18 protein-coding genes are annotated in these 20156 nt (G+C 55.3%); 11 read left to right on the forward strand and 7 right to left on the reverse strand.

The features are described from left to right. Window positions 1–103: 103 nt before the first annotated feature. Window positions 104–319, reverse strand: coding sequence for a hypothetical protein (locus FVB43_RS02840; RefSeq protein WP_167863361.1), 216 nt, complete (start codon window positions 317–319; stop codon window positions 104–106). Between the two features lie 30 nt (window positions 320–349). Next, window positions 350–2011, reverse strand: a complete 1662-nt coding sequence (sgrR, locus tag FVB43_RS02845) for an HTH-type transcriptional regulator SgrR (RefSeq protein ID WP_159336884.1) — start codon at window positions 2009–2011, stop codon at window positions 350–352. Between the two features lie 244 nt (window positions 2012–2255). Between sgrR and FVB43_RS02850 the strand changes: the two genes are divergently transcribed. Next, the gene (locus FVB43_RS02850) at window positions 2256–3440 is read left to right on the forward strand and encodes an MFS transporter (RefSeq protein WP_133842318.1); all 1185 of its coding nucleotides are present in this window, start codon (window positions 2256–2258) and stop codon (window positions 3438–3440) included. Between the two features lie 72 nt (window positions 3441–3512). Here the strand turns inward: FVB43_RS02850 and leuD are convergent, their stop codons facing one another. From leuD to leuL, 5 genes are all read right to left on the reverse strand, one after another. Beyond that, the gene (gene leuD / locus FVB43_RS02855; protein ID WP_133842317.1) at window positions 3513–4118 is read right to left on the reverse strand and encodes a 3-isopropylmalate dehydratase small subunit; all 606 of its coding nucleotides are present in this window, start codon (window positions 4116–4118) and stop codon (window positions 3513–3515) included. 9 nt (window positions 4119–4127) lie between these two features. Then, on the reverse strand, window positions 4128–5525 hold the full coding sequence (leuC, locus tag FVB43_RS02860; RefSeq protein ID WP_167863362.1) for a 3-isopropylmalate dehydratase large subunit: 1398 nt from the start codon (window positions 5523–5525) through the stop codon (window positions 4128–4130). Window positions 5526–5529: 4 nt separating this feature from the next. Continuing rightward, window positions 5530–6618 (reverse strand): 3-isopropylmalate dehydrogenase, encoded by a 1089-nt coding sequence (gene leuB / locus FVB43_RS02865; RefSeq protein WP_133842315.1) that lies wholly within the window; start codon window positions 6616–6618, stop codon window positions 5530–5532. 1 nt (window position 6619) lies between these two features. Then, complete coding sequence (gene leuA, locus FVB43_RS02870; RefSeq protein WP_133842314.1) at window positions 6620–8188, reverse strand: 2-isopropylmalate synthase; 1569 nt, start codon at window positions 8186–8188, stop codon at window positions 6620–6622. A 94-nt stretch (window positions 8189–8282) separates the two neighbouring features. Next, window positions 8283–8381 (reverse strand): leu operon leader peptide, encoded by a 99-nt coding sequence (gene leuL, locus FVB43_RS24825; protein ID WP_197931253.1) that lies wholly within the window; start codon window positions 8379–8381, stop codon window positions 8283–8285. A 458-nt stretch (window positions 8382–8839) separates the two neighbouring features. Here leuL and ilvI point away from each other — a divergent pair, with 458 nt between their 5' ends. The 10 genes from ilvI (at window position 8840) to mraY (ending at window position 20156) form a co-directional block, all read left to right on the forward strand. Then, window positions 8840–10564, forward strand: coding sequence for an acetolactate synthase 3 large subunit (gene ilvI, locus FVB43_RS02880; RefSeq protein ID WP_133842313.1), 1725 nt, complete (start codon window positions 8840–8842; stop codon window positions 10562–10564). Window positions 10565–10566: 2 nt separating this feature from the next. Further along, complete coding sequence (gene ilvN, locus FVB43_RS02885; protein WP_133842312.1) at window positions 10567–11058, forward strand: acetolactate synthase small subunit; 492 nt, start codon at window positions 10567–10569, stop codon at window positions 11056–11058. A gap of 161 nt (window positions 11059–11219) precedes the next feature. After that, the gene (gene cra / locus FVB43_RS02890) at window positions 11220–12230 is read left to right on the forward strand and encodes a catabolite repressor/activator (RefSeq protein WP_133842311.1); all 1011 of its coding nucleotides are present in this window, start codon (window positions 11220–11222) and stop codon (window positions 12228–12230) included. Between the two features lie 516 nt (window positions 12231–12746). Next, a complete protein-coding gene (gene mraZ / locus FVB43_RS02895) occupies window positions 12747–13205 on the forward strand; it encodes a division/cell wall cluster transcriptional repressor MraZ (RefSeq protein ID WP_133842310.1) in 459 nt (152 codons plus the stop codon). Window positions 13206–13207: 2 nt separating this feature from the next. After that, complete coding sequence (gene rsmH, locus FVB43_RS02900; RefSeq protein ID WP_133842309.1) at window positions 13208–14149, forward strand: 16S rRNA (cytosine(1402)-N(4))-methyltransferase RsmH; 942 nt, start codon at window positions 13208–13210, stop codon at window positions 14147–14149. Then, window positions 14146–14466 carry a cell division protein FtsL gene (gene ftsL / locus FVB43_RS02905; RefSeq protein ID WP_133842308.1) on the forward strand — a complete coding sequence of 107 codons (321 nt, stop codon included), beginning with the start codon at window positions 14146–14148 and terminating at the stop codon, window positions 14464–14466. Before rsmH ends, ftsL begins: the two co-directional genes overlap by 4 nt. Before the next feature lie 15 nt (window positions 14467–14481). Then, a complete protein-coding gene (locus tag FVB43_RS02910; protein ID WP_133842307.1) occupies window positions 14482–16248 on the forward strand; it encodes a peptidoglycan glycosyltransferase FtsI in 1767 nt (588 codons plus the stop codon). After that, window positions 16235–17722, forward strand: a complete 1488-nt coding sequence (gene murE / locus FVB43_RS02915; protein WP_133842306.1) for a UDP-N-acetylmuramoyl-L-alanyl-D-glutamate--2,6-diaminopimelate ligase — start codon at window positions 16235–16237, stop codon at window positions 17720–17722. Before FVB43_RS02910 ends, murE begins: the two co-directional genes overlap by 14 nt. Then, window positions 17719–19080, forward strand: coding sequence for a UDP-N-acetylmuramoyl-tripeptide--D-alanyl-D-alanine ligase (gene murF, locus FVB43_RS02920; RefSeq protein WP_167863363.1), 1362 nt, complete (start codon window positions 17719–17721; stop codon window positions 19078–19080). Before murE ends, murF begins: the two co-directional genes overlap by 4 nt. Then, complete coding sequence (gene mraY, locus FVB43_RS02925; protein WP_133842304.1) at window positions 19074–20156, forward strand: phospho-N-acetylmuramoyl-pentapeptide-transferase; 1083 nt, start codon at window positions 19074–19076, stop codon at window positions 20154–20156. The genes murF and mraY overlap by 7 nt, the downstream gene beginning before the upstream one ends.

Raw genomic sequence — 20156 nt, forward strand, 5'->3', positions numbered from 1 at the left:
TTTTATCTCAGCGAAAACGTGCTGCGCAGGCATTGATCCGGCGTCGGGCAGTGCGCGCCATCCTCACATACTGATGTATGCTGCGGTGGCTGTGCGCTGGCCTTCACCGGCTGAATGCTTGCTCGCAGCGTTTTAACGTGCTGCGCAGGCAGTGATCCGGCGTCGGGCAGTGCGCGCCATCCTCACATACTGATGTATGCTGCGGTGGCTGTGCGCTGGCCTTCACCGGCTGAATGCTTGCTCGCAGCGTTTTAAAGTGCTGCGCAGGCAGTGATCCGGCGTCAGCAGATGTCTTCGCACCCCGTTGAGAACGGCTCATTCTAGTGGTTTCGTCTTTGTTACGAAAGCGTCATGATTCGGGGGGAGCGAACCAGGCAGATTTAAAGTCGAACCAGCCCAGCGTGTTCATGCGTACACCGCGCATACTGCGCTGTCCATGCAGCAGGAGCCAGTGGTGGAACAGCGGATGGAGGAAGTTGCTGTCGATCAACTGCTTGCTCCAGTCGGCCAGCGAGAGTTTCTGCTCGCGCCAGAGTCGGGCATCGCTTTCCCAGTCAGTCGGCACACAGTGGTGCATCAGCGGGATCTCATACAGCAGGGCAAACAGAGAGAACTCCAGCGGCAGGGTAAAGTTGGCGCTGCCCAGCCAGATATCGCTTTTAGCCTCGCCGCGATACCAGCTTTCATAATCAATTTCCTGAGTGATCAGCTCAACGCCGTGTGCGGCAAGGATCGGTCCGAGCGCGTTGGCAATGCCCTGGTGTTCAATATGATCGCTGTACCAGGTGATGGTCAGTGAGGTTAGCCCGGCGGGTTTCTCTGCAATGGCCATATCGCGGCGATGATGCCAGCGTGGCAGCAGGCCGTAGGCCGGGAACCAGTAGCGCTGGTAGGCAATACCGCTGTGGTTCAGCAGGGCGATAGGGTTGAAAATGGTGCTGATCCAGCGGCGCAGCTGTTCGTTACATCCGTGCTCAGAACGCTGATCAAACATCAGGAAATAGCAGCCCTCTTCCAGTCGGCTCTCTTCGGATTTTTCATCAGTGTTTTCGCTTTGCAGTTTGACACCGGAGTAGACCAGTTCGTCGCTGATCTCCGGCAGCACCCAGATATTGACCTCATCAATCAATGCGCGATAACCAAAGTAGTCATCAAAGGCGGCAATGCGCAGCTGGCTGTGTTGGTTGCGTTCCACCTCGTAGGCGCCGGTGCCCACCGGCTGACGGGCAAAATTACGCATATGCGGCCACTCTTTCGGCAGGATCATGGCGCTGACACTGCCCAGCAGCCAGGGTAGCCAGTTATCCTGCTGGCTGAGATGAATATCCAGCGTCCAGGGCGTGTGGCATTCAATACGTTCGAGGTGGCTGAAAAGCGGTTGCTCTTGTAAGCGTACGAGCGTGGCAATGACGTCCTCAACCTCCAGTTCACGGCCATGATGGAAGTGGATGGCCGGGCGCAGAAAGAAGCGCCAGTGCAGCGGGGCGATCTGTTGCCAGTGATGGGCAATATCCGGCTCGATTTCCCCGTTTTCCTCATTTATCCGTGCCAGCCCGTTGAAGATTTGCCGCGCAAGATGCGTTTCCGAGCGGCGCAGCGGCGTCCCGGGCAGCAGATTCAGTAACGGACGGTAGTAGAGCACGCGCAGAATATGTTTACCCTGGCGGAAACTGCGGCCTAAATGGGAGAGCAGCATCTGACGTACGCGGTTTTTATCCCCCACCAGTTGCACCAGTTGGTCGATGCGGTCCTGTTCCAGTAAGTCCTCTGCCCGTTGTTGCTGTAACGCCAGCCCGGTATAACGGAAAGTGAGGCGTGAACGCTTGCCGCGTCCTGCCTCAGCCTGCCACTCCAGCCAGCCCTGATCCTGCATGGCATTCAGCAGGTTACGCATATGACGCCGGGAACAGCTAAGCTGTACCGCCAGATCGCTGAGCGTGGTTTCCTGTGGCTGGCCGTCGCAACATTGCCAGAGCCGGATAAATTGCTGCTGTAAACGGGGTGAGGACATAAAAGAGGAACCCTGTGTTAAAAGCTGTCTGTTTTTCCTGCCTTATATTACGGCGATAATGGCAACAGATGAAAGAGCGGGAGGCATTCTTCGGAATGGCGTTCAATCATTCACAGTGGCGTAAGCCCTGATTCTGAGTATGGTGCTTTTCACCAGCCAGCGGTAAGCCGCTGGCTTTTTTCGTCGGTTTTCTTCTAAGCTCTGAGTCTGTTCACTCTTATTTCAGCCAGTCGAGGCATCCGTCATGACATCGCTCCAACGCCGTCGTATTCATCCGGTCTATCTGGCTTTTATGGCGGTTTCTTTCATGGTTGGGATTGCCGGTGCGTTGCAGGCCCCCACTCTTAGCCTGTTTCTGAGCCGTGAAGTGGCGGTGCGCCCCTTCTGGGTTGGGCTGTTTTATACGGTGAATGCGGTGGCGGGGATCGTGGTCAGTCTGCTGCTGGCAAAACGCTCGGACAGTCGTGGTGACCGACGTATGCTGATCCTGTTTTGCTGCGTGATGGCGATAGGTAACGCGTTGTTATTCGCCTTCAATCGTCATTATCTGACGTTAATTACCGCCGGGGTCTTCTTGTCTGCGGTCGCCAGCGTGGCGATGCCGCAAATTTTTGCGTTGGCACGCGAATATGCTGACAGCTCTGCCCGTGAAGCGGTGATGTTTAGTTCAGTGATGCGCGCCCAGTTATCACTGGCGTGGGTAATTGGCCCGCCGCTCTCTTTTGCTATTGCGCTGAACTACGGTTTTACCACCATGTTTCTCGTCGCTGCGCTGCTGTTCGTGGTTTGTGTGGCATTAATCTGGTTTACCCTGCCGTCGGTGCCGCGCGTGCAGGCTGCGACAGCAGATGTGCCCATCACCGACGTCAGCGGCTGGAAGAGCCGCGATGTGCGTATGCTGTTTATCGGATCGGTCCTGATGTGGACCTGTAACACGATGTATATCATTGATATGCCGTTGTATATCAGTAGCGTGCTGGGAATGCCGGATACGCTGGCCGGTCTGTTGATGGGGACGGCGGCAGGGCTGGAGATCCCGGTGATGCTGCTGGCAGGGCACTACGTGAAACGCTTTGGTAAGCGTAATATGATGTTGCTGGCGGTGGCCTGCGGGGCGTTGTTTTATCTTGGTCTGGTGCTGTTCCAGAGTCGCACCGCACTGATGATATTGCAGCTGTTTAATGCGGTGTATATCGGCATTATTGCCGGGATTGGCATGATCTGGTTCCAGGACTTGATGCCGTCGCGGCCTGGTGCGGCCACCACGCTGTTTACCAACAGTATCTCAACCGGGGTGATCCTGGCGGGTGTGGTGCAGGGGGCGCTGGCGGAGACGTTCGGCCATCACTCGGTGTACTGGGTGGCGTTACTGCTGGCGCTGGTGGCGTTTGCGCTGTCGTGGCGGGTCAGAGAACAGCGCGTGGTATAAATACGGGCCGCGCATGCCTGGCTCGTACAGAGGTTCCAGGGGCTGACCTTCTTTTTCGGTCAGCCCGCAATATCAACGCAAAAACGCGTGCTGTTTTTGCTCGTACGCGGTGATATCGGCGTCGTGTTGTAAGGTCAGGCCAATCGCATCAAGCCCGTTAATCAGGCAGTGACGGCGGAAGCTGTCGATCTCAAACGGGTAGGTTTTATCCCCGGCCCGCACTTGCTGATTTTCCAGATCAACCGTGAAGCGAATGCCCGGTTCCGCTGCCACTAACTGGAACATCTCGTCGACTTCCGCTTCGCTCAGCGTCACCAGTAGCAGCTGGTTATTGAATGAGTTGTTAGCAAAGATATCGGCAAAACCGGAACCGACAATGGCCTGAATTCCGTAATCCGTCAGCGCCCAGGGGGCGTGTTCGCGTGAGGAACCACAGCCAAAATTTTCCCGCGTCAGCATGATGCTGGCCCCGCTAAACTCAGGCTTATTCAGCACGAATTCCGGGTTGGAAATTTGCCCTTCGGGGTCGGTATAACGCCAGTCATAAAAAAGGTTCCGGCCGAAACCGGTGCGCGTCACCATCTGCAAAAACTGCTTAGGGATAATCGCATCGGTATCAACGTTAGCCGCATCCAGCGGCACCACGATACCGCTGTGCTGCGTGAATTTTTTCGCCATAACAGTTCCTTAAATCAGCTCGCGGATATCAGCAAAGTGACCAGCGACCGCCGCTGCGGCGGCCATGGCCGGGCTGACCAGATGGGTACGTCCGCCACGGCCCTGACGACCTTCAAAGTTGCGGTTGCTGGTGGAGGCACAGCGTTCTCCGGGGCTGAGGCGATCGTTATTCATCGCCAGGCACATAGAACAGCCCGGTAAACGCCATTCAAAGCCCGCATCGATAAAGATCTTATCCAGACCTTCTTCTTCTGCCTGCGCTTTCACCGGGCCAGAACCCGGCACCACGTAGCCCTGCACACCCTGAGCAATCTTATGCCCTTTCACCACGGCTGCGGCCGCGCGTAAATCTTCAATGCGCGAGTTAGTGCAGGAGCCGATAAACACTTTATCCACCGGCACGTCGGTCAGACGGATACCGGGTTTCAGGTCCATATAGGCCAGCGCTTTTTCTGCCGAGGCACGTTCCACTGGATCGCTGAACGAAGCCGGATCGGGAATCGGGTCACTGACGGCAATCACCTGACCGGGGTTGGTTCCCCAGGTGACCTGCGGCGCTATATCTGCTGCATCCAGCGTGACCACTTTGTCGAAGTGCGCGCCTTCATCAGTTTTCAGCGTACGCCAGTAGTCGACGGCCTGCTGCCAGGCGGCATCTTTAGGGGCAAAACGGCGGCCATTGACGTAGTTAAAGGTGGTGTCATCGGGCGCAATCAGCCCGGCTTTGGCACCCAGTTCAATCGCCATATTGCACAGGGTCATACGCCCTTCCATGCTCAGCGCTTCGACAGCTGCACCGCAGAACTCCACAACGTGACCGTTGCCGCCACCGCTGCCGGTTTTACCGATAATGGCCAGCGCGATATCTTTTGCAGTAATCCCTGGCGCAGTCTGACCGCGAACCTCCACCTTCATGGTTTTCGCCCGTGACTGTTTCAGCGTTTGCGTTGCCAGTACGTGCTCCACTTCGGAGGTGCCGATGCCAAAGGCCAGCGCACCGAGTGCACCGTGGGTTGAGGTGTGGGAATCACCGCAAACAATGGTCATGCCAGGCAGTGATAATCCCTGCTCTGGCCCCATCACATGCACAATGCCCTGGAATTGATGGCGGAGGTCAAACAGCTGGACGCCAAAGGCCTCACAGTTTTTGATCAACATCGACATCTGAATCCGTGCCATCTCGCCGCTGGCATTGATGTCACGCGACTGAGTGGAGACGTTGTGATCCATCGTGGCAAAGGTTTTTGACGGCTGGCGCACCGGGCGACCGTGTGCGCGCAGACCGTCAAAGGCCTGCGCTGACGTCACCTCATGGACAAGGTGACGGTCGATATAGATCAGCGGCGTTTCATTGGGTGCTTCGTGCACGACATGCGCATCAAACAGCTTCTCGTACAGTGTTTTCATATTTTTATGCTTCGCGAATAAACCGGGCAATCACGCTGCCCATTTCATCGGTGCCGATCGCCTTGCCGCTGCCTGCCAGATCGCCGGTGCGGAAACCTTCTTCCAGCGCACGGTTAATGGCCTGCTCAATCGCATCAGCGGCATCGGCCGCATTCAGGCTGTAGCGCAGCAGCAGGGCCAGCGACAGGATCTGCGCCACCGGGTTAGCAATATTTTTACCGGCAATATCCGGGGCGGAGCCACCGGCCGGTTCAAACAGACCAAAGCCTTTTTCGTTCAGGCTGGCTGACGGCAGCATGCCCATCGAGCCGGTGATCATGGCACATTCATCGGACAGGATGTCACCGAACAGGTTAGAACACAGCATCACGTCAAACTGTGACGGCGCCTTGATCAGCTGCATGGTGGCATTGTCGATATACATATGGCTTAACTCGACGTCCGGGTAATCCTGCGCCACTTCATTCACAATCTGACGCCAGAGAATCGAGGATTGCAGCACATTGGCTTTATCAATCGAGGTGACTTTGTTACGGCGTTTACGCGCGGATTCAAAGGCGATACGCGCAATGCGTTCGATTTCGAAACGGTGATACACCTCGGTGTCGAAAGCGCGTTCATGCATACCGCTGCCTTCGCGGCCTTTCGGCTGGCCGAAGTAAATCCCACCGGTCAGTTCACGGACCACCAGGATATCAAACCCCTGATCGGCAATATCACGGCGCAACGGGCAGAAATCTTCCAGCCCCTGATACAGGCTGGCCGGGCGCAGGTTACTGAACAGCTGGAAATGTTTGCGCAGTGGCAACAGGGCGCCGCGCTCAGGCTGCTCGGTCGGTGGAAGGTGTTCCCATTTTGGGCCACCAACAGAACCGAACAGAATAGCGTCAGCCTGCTCACAGCCTTTGACGGTGCCCTCAGGCAAGGGTACGCCGTGGCGGTCAATGGCGATACCGCCAACGTCATACTCGCTGGTGGAGATACGCAGATCAAAACGCTGGCGAATAGCGTCCAGGACTTTACTGGCCTGTGCCATCACTTCCGGGCCGATGCCATCACCGGGTAACACTGCGATATGGTAAGTGCGGGACATGTTATACGGCTTCCTTTTGGTCTTTGATCTGAGACTTACGCTGTAATTCCTGTTCAACCTGACGTGCGCGCCAGATAGTGTTCAGTGCGTTGACCATCGCTTTAGCCGAGGATTCGACGATATCCGTCGCCAGGCCCACGCCGTGGAATTTGCGGCCGTTGTACTGCACCACGATATCCACCTGACCCAGGGCATCTTTACCGTGACCTTGAGCGGTCAGCTGATAGTTGATCAGCTCGGTATCGAAGCTGGTAATGCGGTTAATCGCCTGATACACCGCATCCACCGGGCCGTTTCCGGTCGCCGCTTCAGTCTTCTGTTCTTCACCGCAGCCCAGTTGCACGGTAGCGGTCGCAATCACGCTGGAGCCGGACTGCACGTTGAAGGTATCCAGCGTGAAGTATTCTGGCTCTTCAGACTGTTTGTTGATAAATGCCAGCGCTTCCAGGTCATAATCGAACACCTGGCCTTTTTTATCGGCCAGCGCCTTAAATGCGTCGTACAGCGTATCCATATTGTATTCGCTGTCGGTGTAGCCCATCTCTTCCATGCGGTGCTTCACGGCAGCACGGCCGGAACGTGAGGTCAGGTTTAACTGCACCTGTTTCAGACCGATGGATTCTGGTGTCAGGATTTCGTAGTTTTCGCGATTTTTCAGCACGCCATCCTGGTGGATACCGGAAGAGTGAGCGAAAGCATTGGAGCCGATAATCGCTTTGTGGGCAGGGATAGGCATGTTGCAGATTTTGCTGACGGTCTGGCAGGTACGGTAGATCTCCTGATGATTAATCCGCGTCTGAACGTTCATCAATTGTCCGCGGGTTTTAATCGCCATAATCACTTCTTCCAGCGCACAGTTACCTGCGCGCTCACCCAGGCCATTCATCGCCCCTTCAATCTGACGGGCGCCCGCGTTAACGGCGGCCAGCGCATTACCTACCGCCATCCCCAGGTCGTCGTGGGTATGAACAGACAGAATGGCTTTATCAATATTCGGCACACGATCGCGTAATGCGCTAAAGATGTTGGCATATTCGTACGGCAGCGTGTAACCCACGGTATCAGGGATGTTGATGGTGGTGGCACCGGCATTAATTGCCGCTTCCACTACGCGGCACAGGTCATCAATGGGGGTGCGTCCGCCATCCTCGCACGAGAACTCCACGTCGTCCGTATAGTTACGTGCGCGTTTCACCATTTTGACTGCACGCTCAATCACTTCTGGCAGCGTGCTGCGCAGCTTGGTGGCGATATGCATCGGCGAGGTGGCGAGGAAGGTGTGAATACGGTAGGCATCTGCAACACGCAGCGCTTCATAGGCCGCGTCGATATCTTTTTCTACACAGCGTGCCAGGCCACAGACCCTGCTATTTTTAATCTGGCGGGCGATGGTCTGGACGGATTCAAAATCACCAGGAGACGACACCGGGAAACCGACCTCCATCACGTCAACGCCCATACGTTCGAGTGCCAGGGCAATTTGCAGTTTTTCTTTCACACTCAGGCTGGCCTGTAATGCCTGTTCGCCATCGCGCAGAGTGGTATCGAAAATAATGACTTGGTCGCTCATGGAATAGTTCCTTGTCTGGTTTACGTCGCCTGCTGCTGCGAGCATAAAAAAACCCGCGCATCGGCGCGGGTTTCTTAGGTTTTACAGGCCTGAATCAGTGATTGATTCCGCCCACCAGTCTACCGCGCAAAGAGGATGCGTTTAGTAGTAGACCGAGTAGGCGGTGAGTGCGGATCATTGATTCAAACCTCATTAAATTCTGGCAGTGACTTTATTGATACCTGATAAAGACCGGGGCTGTCAACCTTCAATAACAATCCTCAAAGCGTGGGAATTATTTGGCGCGCCGGGCATTAAAGGCCACAAAGTTTTAATAACAAAACGATCACAATGCATATTTCTTCGTCGCAGAATAATCCGCTTTTAGAACGGGAAATCGTCAGTGTAATTGTCGATGGCAGGGGCAGGCGGGCAGAGCCTTAATTATCACTTTCCGCACATGTCGTAAGGTTTGCCGTTTGCCTGCCAACTTTTCTACGGTTATGGTATTTGCCATAACCTCAAAAAACTGGGGCTTCGCCCTGTACCTGGATTTTGGAAATGACTTCCACTATCTGAGCATAAAAAAAACAGGTTTTGACCTTATCTGCCGTCCGGTGACGTTATGCTGTCCGTGCAAGATAAATCAGCACCTTAAGCCTGGAGGCAAAAATGGAGATGTTGTCAGGAGCCGAGATGGTGGTCCGATCGTTAATCGATCAGGGCGTAAAACATGTATTCGGCTATCCCGGCGGAGCGGTCCTCGATATCTATGACGCTCTGCAAACCGTTGGTGGCGTGGATCATATCCTTGTCCGTCACGAGCAGGGTGCTGTGCATATGGCCGACGGCTACGCACGTGCAACCGGTGATGTGGGTGTGGTGCTGGTGACCTCAGGACCGGGTGCAACCAATGCGATTACCGGTATTGCTACCGCTTATATGGACTCCATCCCGATGGTCGTGCTATCCGGCCAGGTCATGTCTTCCCTGATCGGCTACGACGCCTTCCAGGAGTGCGACATGGTGGGTATTTCCCGCCCGGTGGTCAAACACAGCTTTATGGTGAAACGGGTAGAAGATATCCCGACCATTATGAAGAAAGCATTCTGGCTGGCGGCCAGCGGTCGTCCCGGACCGGTGGTGGTTGACCTGCCTAAAGATATGATGAGCCCGGCGAATAAGCTGCCGTATGTCTGGCCTGATGAAGTCAGCATGCGTTCGTACAATCCGACGACTCAGGGCCACAAAGGCCAGATTAAACGCGCGCTGCAAACTCTGCTGGCCGCGAAAAAGCCGGTAATCTATGCCGGCGGTGGCGTGATTAATGCCGTTTGTCATGACGAACTACGCCAGCTGGCTGAAACGCTGAATATCCCGGTGACCACTTCACTGATGGGCCTGGGTGCATTCCCTGGCACGCACCGCCAGTGTGTGGGCATGCTCGGTATGCATGGCACCTATGAAGCCAATATGACGATGCACAACGCCGATGTGATCTTCGCAGTCGGTGTGCGTTTTGATGACCGTACCACCAACAATCTGGCGAAATATTGCCCGAATGCCACGGTGCTGCATATCGATATCGATCCGACGTCGATATCGAAAACGGTTGCCGCGGATGTGCCAATCGTGGGTGATGCCAAACTGGTTCTACAACAGATGCTGGAACTGCTGGCACAGAGCGATGTGCAGCAGAATTACGACAGCGTACGCGACTGGTGGCAGAGCATCGATCAATGGCGTTCACGTCAGTGCCTCGAGTTTGACCGTACCAGCGATAAGATCAAGCCGCAGGCGGTGATCGAAACCATCTATCGCCTGACAAATGGCGATGCTTACGTCACTTCCGACGTGGGTCAGCACCAGATGTTTGCTGCGCTCTATTATCAGTTTGATAAACCACGCCGCTGGATCAACTCCGGTGGCCTGGGAACGATGGGCTTTGGCCTGCCGGCTGCACTGGGCGTGAAGCTGGCTCTGCCGCAGGAAACCGTCGTGTGTGTCACTGGCGATGGCAGTATTCAGATGAATATCCAGGAGCTGTCTACCGCGTTGCAGTACGGCATTCCGGTACTGGTGCTGAATCTGAACAACCGTGTCCTGGGCATGGTGAAGCAGTGGCAGGACATGATTTATTCCGGTCGCCATTCGCAGTCGTATATGGAATCGCTCCCTGATTTTGTCCGCCTGGCAGAGGCTTATGGTCACGTAGGTATCTCCATCAGCCATCCTGATGAACTGGAATCGAAGCTGGCAGAAGCGCTCGAACATCTGGGCCGCGAGCGCCTGGTGTTTGTTGATGTTAACGTTGACGGCACGGAACACGTTTACCCGATGCATATTCGCGGTGGCGGTATGGACGAAATGTGGTTGAGCAAAACGGAGAGGACGTAACTATGCGTCGTGTATTATCGGTTCTGCTGGAAAACGAATCCGGCGCATTGTCCCGCGTGGTAGGCCTGTTCTCCCAGCGCGGCTATAACATTGAAAGCCTGACCGTGGCACCCACGGACGATCCGACGCTGTCGCGTATGACGATTCAGACCGTGGGTGACCAAAAGGTTCTGGAGCAGATCGAGAAGCAGCTGCACAAGCTGGTTGATGTGCTGCGTGTCAGCGAACTCGGGCAGGGCGCTTTCGTCGAGCGTGAGATCATGCTGGTGAAGATCCAGGCCAGCGGCTATGGGCGTGAAGAGGTCAAACGCTGTGCTGAAATTTTCCGTGGTCAGATTGTGGATGTAACGCCATCGCTTTACACGGTTCAGCTTGCGGGCACCAGTGACAAGCTGGATGCCTTCCTCAGCGCCGTACGTGAAGTCGCGGAAATCGTTGAAGTTGCGCGTTCAGGTATTGTTGGTGTGGCGCGCGGCGAACGCATTATGCGTTGATAGCTTCCCACCCGAATCCCGAATGTTTGTTAACCCGGCGTAATGCCGGGTTTTTTTATTTTGTCACAAAGCCCCTGTCGCAGATGAAAAGCGGTTGCTCGCTAAACTATTCTGCGGTTAGATGTTACAAATACTAATCCATAGCGAATTGTGGGGTTATTGTGAAACTGGATGAAATTGCGCGCCTCGCGGGTGTTTCGCGTACGACGGCCAGCTACGTGATTAATGGCAAGGCCAAGCAGTATCGTGTCAGCGATAAAACCGTCGAGAAGGTTATGGCGGTGGTGCGTGAGCATAATTACCATCCGAATGCAGTGGCTGCGGGGTTACGCGCCGGACGCACGCGTTCGATAGGACTGGTTATTCCTGACCTGGAAAATACCAGCTACACAAGGATTGCGAACTATCTGGAGCGCCAGGCCCGCCAGCGAGGCTACCAGTTACTGATCGCCTGTTCGGAAGATCAGCCTGATAACGAAATGCGCTGTGTGGAACACCTGCTGCAACGCCAGGTGGATGCCATTATTGTCTCTACCTCCTTGCCGCCGGAGCACCCGTTCTATCAGCGCTGGATTAACGATCCACTGCCTATCATTGCTCTGGACCGTGCGCTGGATCGTGAGCACTTTACCAGCGTGGTGGGTGCCGATCAGGATGATGCCGAAGCATTGGGTGCTGAATTGCGTAAGTTGCCCGCAAAATCAGTGCTTTTCCTGGGGGCGTTACCGGAACTGTCCGTCAGCTTCCTTCGTGAGTTGGGCTTTCGGGATGCATGGAAAGGGGACGAACGGCCGATCGACTACATTTATGCCAACAGTTTTGAGCGCAGTGCCGCAGCAACATTATTTGAAAAATATCTGGAAACCCATGACATGCCTGAGGCGCTGTTTACCACATCTTTCGGCCTGTTGCAGGGCGTAATGGATGTGACGTTGCGTCGGGAAGGGCGGCTGCCGCAGGATTTGGCCATCGCCACATTTGGCGACCATGAGTTACTGGACTTCCTCGATTGCCCGGTGCTGGCCGTGGGGCAGCGACACCGCGATGTTGCGGAGCGTGTCCTTGAGTTGGTGCTTGCCAGCCTTGATGAGCCCCGTAAACCTAAACCGGGTCTGACACGAATCCGTCGTAATCTTTATCGACGGGGTCGTTTAAACCGTAAAACAAACTGAAAACTCAGGGCAGCGAAAGCTGCCTTTTTCTTATCTGTCCAACAGGGTGGGCACAATTTAGCCATGATGGTGGAGAGAGGTCGGGTAAATAAAAGTAAAAAGATAGGCTGAATGTCAGCATCTGATTATAAAGCCTGACGTTTATAAATACTCTGTAACTTGCCAGTCACAGTACCCTGCGCTGTCACTGGGGTTGTGCTGGGAAAATTTTAAGAAATAACTTAAAATGCCGCCCACGTCGCAAAGCGGGCAGCTTATTTTTTGCGATGAATAGGTGGTAAGTTTTTGAGCAATTGACAGGCTTGTGAGAATTTCCTGCCATTATTCATTAGTTTATTTTTAAATTTCCTCTTAAGGTCGTTTGTTTTTAACTTCCCCCTATTTTACCTCACGAAGAAATAGTGCCATTCAGTCATTGCTGCGGCTTGACAATGTTTTCCTCTGCTCCGTACACTCTTTTGGTGGGAATTTGTGGAGTTAAGTGGTGATCTTGGGTAACTGGGGGGTGAGACTGGCATGTTCCGAGGGGCAACGTTAGTCAATCTCGACAGCAAAGGGCGGCTTGCCGTGCCAACGCGCTATCGCGAAACGCTGATCGGGGAATCACAAGGGCAAATGGTTTGTACCATTGACCTCCACCAGCCATGCCTGTTGCTCTATACCCTGCCCGAATGGGAAATTATTGAACAAAAGCTGTCTCGTTTATCCAGCATGAACCCAGCAGAGCGCCGTGTACAACGCCTGTTACTGGGGCACGCCAGTGAATGCCAGATGGATAATGCAGGCCGTTTGTTGCTGGCGAATACCCTTCGTCAACATGCGAGTCTGACAAAAGAAGTGATGCTGGTTGGACAGTTCAACAAGTTTGAGCTGTGGGATGAACAGACCTGGTATCAACAAGTCAAGGAAGATATTGACGCAGAGCAGTCCTCTCAGGCGCCTTTGTCTGACCGGCTGCAGGATTTGTCGTTATAGCTATGCAGGATACTTTTAAACACACCACAGTGCTTTTAGATGAGGCGGTAAACGGCCTCAATATTCATTCTGACGGCATCTACATTGATGGCACCTTTGGGCGCGGTGGACATTCACGCCTGATCCTTTCCCAACTGGGAGAGCAGGGACGTTTGTATGCCATCGACCGCGATCCGCAGGCTATTGCCGCCGCTGCTGAGATCACCGATCCGCGCTTCAACATCATTCATGGCCCTTTTTCCGCACTGGCGGAGTATGTCGAAGAGCGTGGGCTCACCGGAAAAATCGACGGGATCCTGCTGGATCTGGGTGTTTCTTCACCCCAGCTTGATGATGCCGAACGTGGTTTCTCCTTCATGCGCGATGGGCCGCTGGATATGCGTATGGACCCCACGCGCGGTCAGTCGGCGGCCGAGTGGCTGCTGAAAGCAGAAGAAACAGACATTGTCTTTGTGCTGAAAACCTTTGGTGAAGAGCGCTTTGCTAAACGTATCGCACGCGCCATTGTTGAGCGCAACCGCGAACAGCCAATGACCCGAACCAAAGAGCTGGCCGACGTGATCTATGCGGCAACGCCAGTCAAAGACAAGTTTAAACACCCTGCTACGCGTAGTTTCCAGGCAATCCGTATCTGGGTAAACAGTGAGTTGGAAGAAATTGAGCAGGCGCTGAAAGGTGCACTGAGTGCATTGTCTCCGGGTGGACGTCTCTCGGTGATCAGCTTCCACTCGCTGGAAGACCGCATTGTGAAGCGTTTTATGCGTGAACAGAGTCGCGGTCCTCAGGTGCCTCATGGTATCCCGATGACCGAAGCACAGCTGAACAGCCTGGGCGGACGTCGTCTGAAAGCCTTGGGGAAAATGATGCCTGGCGACACTGAAGTTGGTGATAACCCGCGCGCGCGCAGTTCCGTACTGCGTATTGCGGAGCGCACGGCGTCATGATCGGCAACGAACGTCACAGCCTGCCGGGAGTGATCGGCGGGGACCTGCTGCGCCATGGCAAGATCCCTCTGATCCTGCTGGTTGCCTCGCTGGTTTCAGCCGTGCTGGTGGTGACGACGGCACACAAAACTCGCCTGCTGACCGCTCAGCGCGAGCAGCTTGTGCTGGAACGCGACGCCCTCGATATCGAGTGGCGTAACCTGATCCTTGAAGAGAATGCACTGGGCGATCACAGCCGGGTGGAACGCACAGCAACGGAGAAACTTCAGATGCAACACGTTGATCCTTCTCAGGAAAATATTGTGGTACAGCAATAAGGACATACGGACTCAATGAGAGCCGCAACCAAAACGCAGAAGTCGAAACGCACGGAAGATCAGGCCAGCTTTGTAAGCTGGCGTTTTGCGTTGCTGTGTGGCTGTATTTTTCTGGCGCTGGCAGGCCTGCTGTTGCGGGTTGCGTATCTTCAGGTCATTAACCCTGACCGACTGGTGCGAGAAGGGGATATGCGCTCACTGCGCGTTCAGGCCATCCCAACCTCGCGCGGGATGATCAGCGACCGTGCGGGCCGACCACTGGCGGTCAGTGTGCCGGTCAATGCGATCTGGGCCGATCCGAAAGAACTGCACGACAAAGGCGGTATTACGCTAGACAGCCGCTGGAAAGCCTTATCCGATGCGCTTTCTATCCCCCTTGACCAGTTGGCGGCACGTGTTAATGCCAATCCGAATGGCCGCTTTGTTTATCTGGCGCGTCAGGTGAATCCAGCCATTGGCGATTACATCAAGAAACTCAAACTGCCGGGTATCTTCCTGCGTGAAGAGTCACGCCGCTATTACCCTGCCGGGCAGGTGACCTCCCATCTGATTGGTTTCACCAACATCGATGGACAGGGCATTGAAGGCGTTGAGAAAAGTTTTGATAAGTGGCTGACAGGTCAACCGGGCGAACGTACGGTGCGTAAAGACCGTTTCGGCCGCGTGATTGAAGATATTTCCACGGTAGACAGCCAGGCAGCGCATAACCTGGCGTTGAGCATCGACGAACGCCTTCAGGCACAGGTCTATCGCGAATTGAATAACGCCGTGGCGTTTAACAAGGCGGAATCAGGTACGGCGGTGCTGGTGGATGTGAACACGGGCGAAGTGCTGGCGATGGCGAACAGTCCGGCCTATAACCCGAATAACCTGTCTGGTACCACCAAAGATGTGATGCGTAACCGTGCTATCACCGATATTTTCGAACCGGGTTCCACCGTCAAACCGATGGTGGTGATGACGGCGCTGCAACGTGGCGTGGTTCGTGAAGGTAGCGTACTCAACACGGTGCCTTACCGGATTAACGGCCATGAGATTAAAGACGTGGCGCGTTACAGCGAATTGACGCTGACCGGGGTACTACAGAAGTCGTCTAACGTCGGTGTTTCACGACTGGCGTTAGCGATGCCGTCCAATGCGTTAGTGGATACTTACTCTCGTTTTGGGTTCGGCAAAGCGACCAATTTGGGGTTGGTCGGAGAAAGCAGTGGCTTATATCCTCAAAAACAACGGTGGTCTGACATAGAGAGGGCCACCTTCTCTTTCGGCTATGGGCTAATGGTAACGCCGTTACAGTTAGCGCGAGTCTACGCAACAATGGGCAGCTACGGCATCTATCGCCCATTGTCGATTACCAAAGTTGACCCGCCGGTGGCGGGTCAACGCGTTTTCCCTGAAGCGCAGGTGCGCACCGTGTTGCACATGATGGAAAGCGTTGCTTTGCCCGGTGGCGGTGGCGTGAAAGCTGCGATCAAGGGTTACCGTATTGCGATTAAAACCGGTACGGCGAAGAAAGTCGGTCCGGACGGCAAGTACGTGAACAAATACATTGCTTATACCGCGGGTGTTGCACCCGCCAGCAACCCTCGTTTTGCACTGGTGGTGGTGATTAACGATCCCCAGGCAGGAAAATATTACGGCGGTGCGGTATCTGCGCCCGTGTTTGGCGCCATCATGGGCGGTGTATTGCGCACCATGAATGTTGAACCGGATGCGCTACCCACCAGTGACAAGAACGAGATGGTAACTAACAAGAATGAGGGATCGAGTGACCGATCGTAATCTGCGCGACTTACTGGCCCCCTGGGTGCCTGGCGCACCGGAGCTCCCACTGCGTGAAATGACGCTGGACAGCCGTATTGCGGCATCCGGCGATCTGTTTGTGGCGATAAAAGGCCACGCGGCCGACGGGCGCCGTTTTATTCCTCAGGCGATTGCCCAAGGCGTGGCGGCAGTGATTGCCGAAGCCGAAGGTGAAGCAGAAGACGGACAGATCGTGCAGATGCACGGTGTGCCGGTGATCTTCCTCGCACAGCTTTCTCAGCGTTTGTCTGCGCTGGCCGGGCGTTTTTATCAGCAGCCAGGTGAGAAACTGAAGCTGATTGGCGTCACGGGTACTAATGGAAAAACCACCATCACCCAGCTGCTGGCTCAGTGGGCGCAGTTGTTGGGCGAAACCGGTGCGGTGATGGGCACGGTGGGTAACGGTGTCTACGGACAACTGGCACCTGCGGAAAATACGACAGGCTCGGCGGTGGATGTGCAGCACCTGCTGGCCTCGCTGGTGAACAAAGGCGCTACGCTGGCAGCGATGGAAGTCTCCTCACACGGCCTCGTGCAGCATCGCGTGGCTGCTTTGCCGTTTGCGGCAGCTGCGTTCACCAACCTGAGCCGTGATCACCTTGACTATCATGGTGATATGACGCGTTACGAAGCGGCTAAATGGCTGCTGTTCTCCGAGCATCAGGTGGGCCAGGCGATCATTAATGCGGATGACGATGTGGGTCGCCGCTGGCTGGAAAAATTGCCCGATGCCGTCGCGGTCACGATGGAAAATAATTTACAGCCCGGCTGCCGTGGGCGCTGGCTGAAAGCAACAGACGTTAACTACCACGATGGTGGGGCCTCTGTGCGTTTTGAATCCAGTTGGGGGAACGGTGAAATTGAAAGCCGCCTGATGGGGGCATTTAACGTCAGCAATCTGCTGGTGGCACTGGCTACGCTGCTGTCTCTGGATTATCCGCTGGCTGCACTGACCTCTACCGGCCAGCAACTGCTGCCAGTGACCGGGCGTATGGAAGTGTTCAGCGCACCGGGCAAACCAACGGTGGTGGTGGATTATGCCCACACGCCGGATGCTCTGGAGAAAGCGCTGGCAGCCGCGCGACTGCACTGTAAAGGTCAGCTGTGGTGCCTGTTCGGCTGCGGTGGCGATCGTGACAAAGGTAAACGTCCGCTGATGGGGGCCATTGCCGAGCAGTTTGCCGATGTCGTGGTGATTACTGACGACAACCCACGCAGCGAAGATCCGGCGGCGATTGTTGCCGATGTACTGAGTGGACTGCTGGATGCGGGCCGTGCACGCGTGGTGATGGGACGTGCGCAAGCGGTCACTAACGCGGTAATGCAGGCGCAGGAAGGCGACATTGTTCTGGTGGCGGGTAAAGGCCATGAAGATTATCAGATCATCGGTAACCAGCGCTTTGATTACTCTGACCGTGTGACCGTCGCACGTCTGCTGGGGGTTCTCGCATGATTGCTTTTACGCTACGGCAACTGGCAGACATCACCGGCGGCACGCTGTATGGCAGCGACCTGACGATGGATGCGGTCACCACGGATACCCGTAAGGTCACCGCAGGCTGTCTGTTTATCGCCTTGAAAGGCGAACGCTTTGATGCACATGACTTTGTTGCTGATGCACTCACCTCGGGTGCGCTTGCGTTATTAGTGAGTAAGCACTTACCTGTCGCCGTGCCGCAGGTGGTGGTGGCGGATACCCGTATTGCACTGGGCCAGCTGGCAGGTTGGGTCCGTCAACAATCGGGTGCCCGCGTTGTGGCGCTGACTGGCTCCTCTGGCAAGACCTCCGTGAAAGAGATGACGGCCGCTATCCTGCGCGAATGTGGTGAGACGCTGTATACCGCCGGAAACCTGAATAACGACATCGGTGTGCCACTGACGCTGCTTCGTCTGACAACCGATCATCAGTATGCGGTGATTGAACTGGGGGCTAACCACCAGGGCGAGATCGCATACACCACTGAACTGACCCGGCCGGAAACGGCGCTGGTGAATAATCTTGCTGCCGCGCACCTGGAAGGGTTCGGGTCGCTGGCGGGCGTGGCGAAAGCCAAAGGTGAGATTTTTAACGGCCTGCCGCTGCATGGCACTGCGATTATCAACAACGACAGCAACGACTGGCCGCACTGGCAGCAGGCGCTGCATGCCAAAACGGTCTGGCGTTTTTCGCCCGAGCAGCAGGCTGACAGTGATTTTTATGCCACGGACGTGACATTTAGCACTCAGGGCACGCAGTTCACCTTACATACGCCGAAAGGCGATGTGGCGGTGATGCTGCCGCTGCCGGGGCGTCACAATATTGCCAACGCGCTGGCCGCCAGTGCACTGGCGTTATCGGTTGACGCGCCGCTGAGTGCAGTAAAACAAGGGCTGAGTTCGCTGCAAGCCGTTCCGGGGCGTCTGTTCCCGGTGATCTTGGGTGCGGACCAGTTGCTGCTGGACGACAGCTACAACGCCAACGTGGGTTCGATGACCGCCGCCGCACAGGTACTGGCTGAGATGCCGGGTTATCGCGTGATGATCGTCGGCGATATGGGCGAACTGGGGGCTGAGGCCGCCGAGTGCCACCGTCAGGTGGGTGCAGCCATACAGGCCGCCGGTATCGACAAAGTATTAAGTGTAGGTTCACTCAGCCAGGACATCTCTGATGCCAGCGGTGTGGGCGAGCACTTCCGTGATAAGGCAGCACTCAGCGCGCGTGCGCGTGAGCTACTGTCACAACATCAACAGATTACCGTATTGGTTAAAGGTTCACGCAGTGCTGCGATGGAGCAGGTTGTGCAAACCTTACAGGAGAAAGGCGCATGTTAGTCTGGCTGGCCGAGCATCTGGTCACATTTTATTCCGGCTTTAACGTCTTTTCGTATCTGACGTTTCGCGCCATTGTCAGCCTGCTGACCGCGCTGTTTATCTCCTTGTGGATGGGGCCGCGAATGATTGCCCGCCTGCAGGAAATGTCTTTTGGTCAGGTTGTACGTAACGACGGCCCGGAATCGCATTTCAGCAAGCGCGGCACGCCGACGATGGGCGGGATTATGATCCTCACTGCCATCACGATTTCAGTGCTGCTGTGGGCCTATCCTTCCAATCCGTATGTCTGGTGCGTACTGTTCGTGCTGTTAGGCTATGGCGCCGTTGGCTTTGTGGATGACTATCGTAAAGTCGTGCGCAAAGACACCAAAGGCTTGATTGCCCGCTGGAAATACTTCTGGCAGTCGGTGATTGCGCTGGCTGCGGCTTTCGTGATGTACATGATCGGCAAAGATACCCCGGCGACCGAACTGGTTGTGCCGTTCTTTAAAGACGTGATGCCGCAACTGGGGCTGCTGTATCTGCTGCTGGCTTACTTTGTGATTGTCGGCACCAGCAATGCGGTCAATCTGACGGATGGCCTTGATGGCCTGGCGATTATGCCCACCGTTTTTGTTGCTGCGGGCTTTGCCCTGGTGGCCTGGGCAACGGGTAACGTGAAGTTTGCTGAGTATCTGCATATTCCGTATCTGCGCCATGCCGGTGAACTGGTGATTGTCTGTACCGCGATTGTCGGTGCGGGCTTAGGGTTCCTGTGGTTCAACACTTACCCGGCACAGGTCTTTATGGGTGATGTGGGTTCACTGGCGCTGGGCGGCGCGCTGGGAACCATCGCCGTGCTGCTGCGCCAGGAGTTCCTGCTGGTGATCATGGGCGGTGTGTTTGTGGTGGAAACGCTGTCGGTGATCCTGCAGGTCGGGTCGTTCAAACTGCGCGGGCAACGTATTTTCCGCATGGCGCCGATCCACCATCACTATGAATTGAAAGGCTGGCCAGAACCTCGCGTCATCGTGCGTTTCTGGATCATTTCACTGATGCTGGTGCTGATTGGCCTGGCAACACTGAAGGTGCGTTAA

It is taken from the genome of Erwinia rhapontici, assembly GCF_012271765.1.
Lineage (GTDB): Bacteria > Pseudomonadota > Gammaproteobacteria > Enterobacterales > Enterobacteriaceae > Erwinia > Erwinia rhapontici.

What these genes read in the sequence shown, in the direction of transcription:
- leuC (WP_167863362.1), bottom strand. Translation starts at nt 5,525, where the DNA reads ATGAAAACACTGTACGAGAAGCTGTTTGATGCGCATGTCGTGCACGAA.
- leuA (WP_133842314.1), bottom strand. Translation starts at nt 8,188, where the DNA reads ATGAGCGACCAAGTCATTATTTTCGATACCACTCTGCGCGATGGCGAA.
- FVB43_RS02910 (WP_133842307.1), top strand. Translation starts at nt 14,482, where the DNA reads ATGAGAGCCGCAACCAAAACGCAGAAGTCGAAACGCACGGAAGATCAG.
- ilvN (WP_133842312.1), top strand. Translation starts at nt 10,567, where the DNA reads ATGCGTCGTGTATTATCGGTTCTGCTGGAAAACGAATCCGGCGCATTG.
- FVB43_RS02850 (WP_133842318.1), top strand. Translation starts at nt 2,256, where the DNA reads ATGACATCGCTCCAACGCCGTCGTATTCATCCGGTCTATCTGGCTTTT.
- leuB (WP_133842315.1), bottom strand. Translation starts at nt 6,618, where the DNA reads ATGTCCCGCACTTACCATATCGCAGTGTTACCCGGTGATGGCATCGGC.
- rsmH (WP_133842309.1), top strand. Translation starts at nt 13,208, where the DNA reads ATGCAGGATACTTTTAAACACACCACAGTGCTTTTAGATGAGGCGGTA.
- ilvI (WP_133842313.1), top strand. Translation starts at nt 8,840, where the DNA reads ATGGAGATGTTGTCAGGAGCCGAGATGGTGGTCCGATCGTTAATCGAT.
- murF (WP_167863363.1), top strand. Translation starts at nt 17,719, where the DNA reads ATGATTGCTTTTACGCTACGGCAACTGGCAGACATCACCGGCGGCACG.
- ftsL (WP_133842308.1), top strand. Translation starts at nt 14,146, where the DNA reads ATGATCGGCAACGAACGTCACAGCCTGCCGGGAGTGATCGGCGGGGAC.
- sgrR (WP_159336884.1), bottom strand. Translation starts at nt 2,011, where the DNA reads ATGTCCTCACCCCGTTTACAGCAGCAATTTATCCGGCTCTGGCAATGT.
- mraZ (WP_133842310.1), top strand. Translation starts at nt 12,747, where the DNA reads ATGTTCCGAGGGGCAACGTTAGTCAATCTCGACAGCAAAGGGCGGCTT.
- mraY (WP_133842304.1), top strand. Translation starts at nt 19,074, where the DNA reads ATGTTAGTCTGGCTGGCCGAGCATCTGGTCACATTTTATTCCGGCTTT.
- leuD (WP_133842317.1), bottom strand. Translation starts at nt 4,118, where the DNA reads ATGGCGAAAAAATTCACGCAGCACAGCGGTATCGTGGTGCCGCTGGAT.
- leuL (WP_197931253.1), bottom strand. Translation starts at nt 8,381, where the DNA reads ATGAGGTTTGAATCAATGATCCGCACTCACCGCCTACTCGGTCTACTA.
- FVB43_RS02840 (WP_167863361.1), bottom strand. Translation starts at nt 319, where the DNA reads ATGAGCCGTTCTCAACGGGGTGCGAAGACATCTGCTGACGCCGGATCA.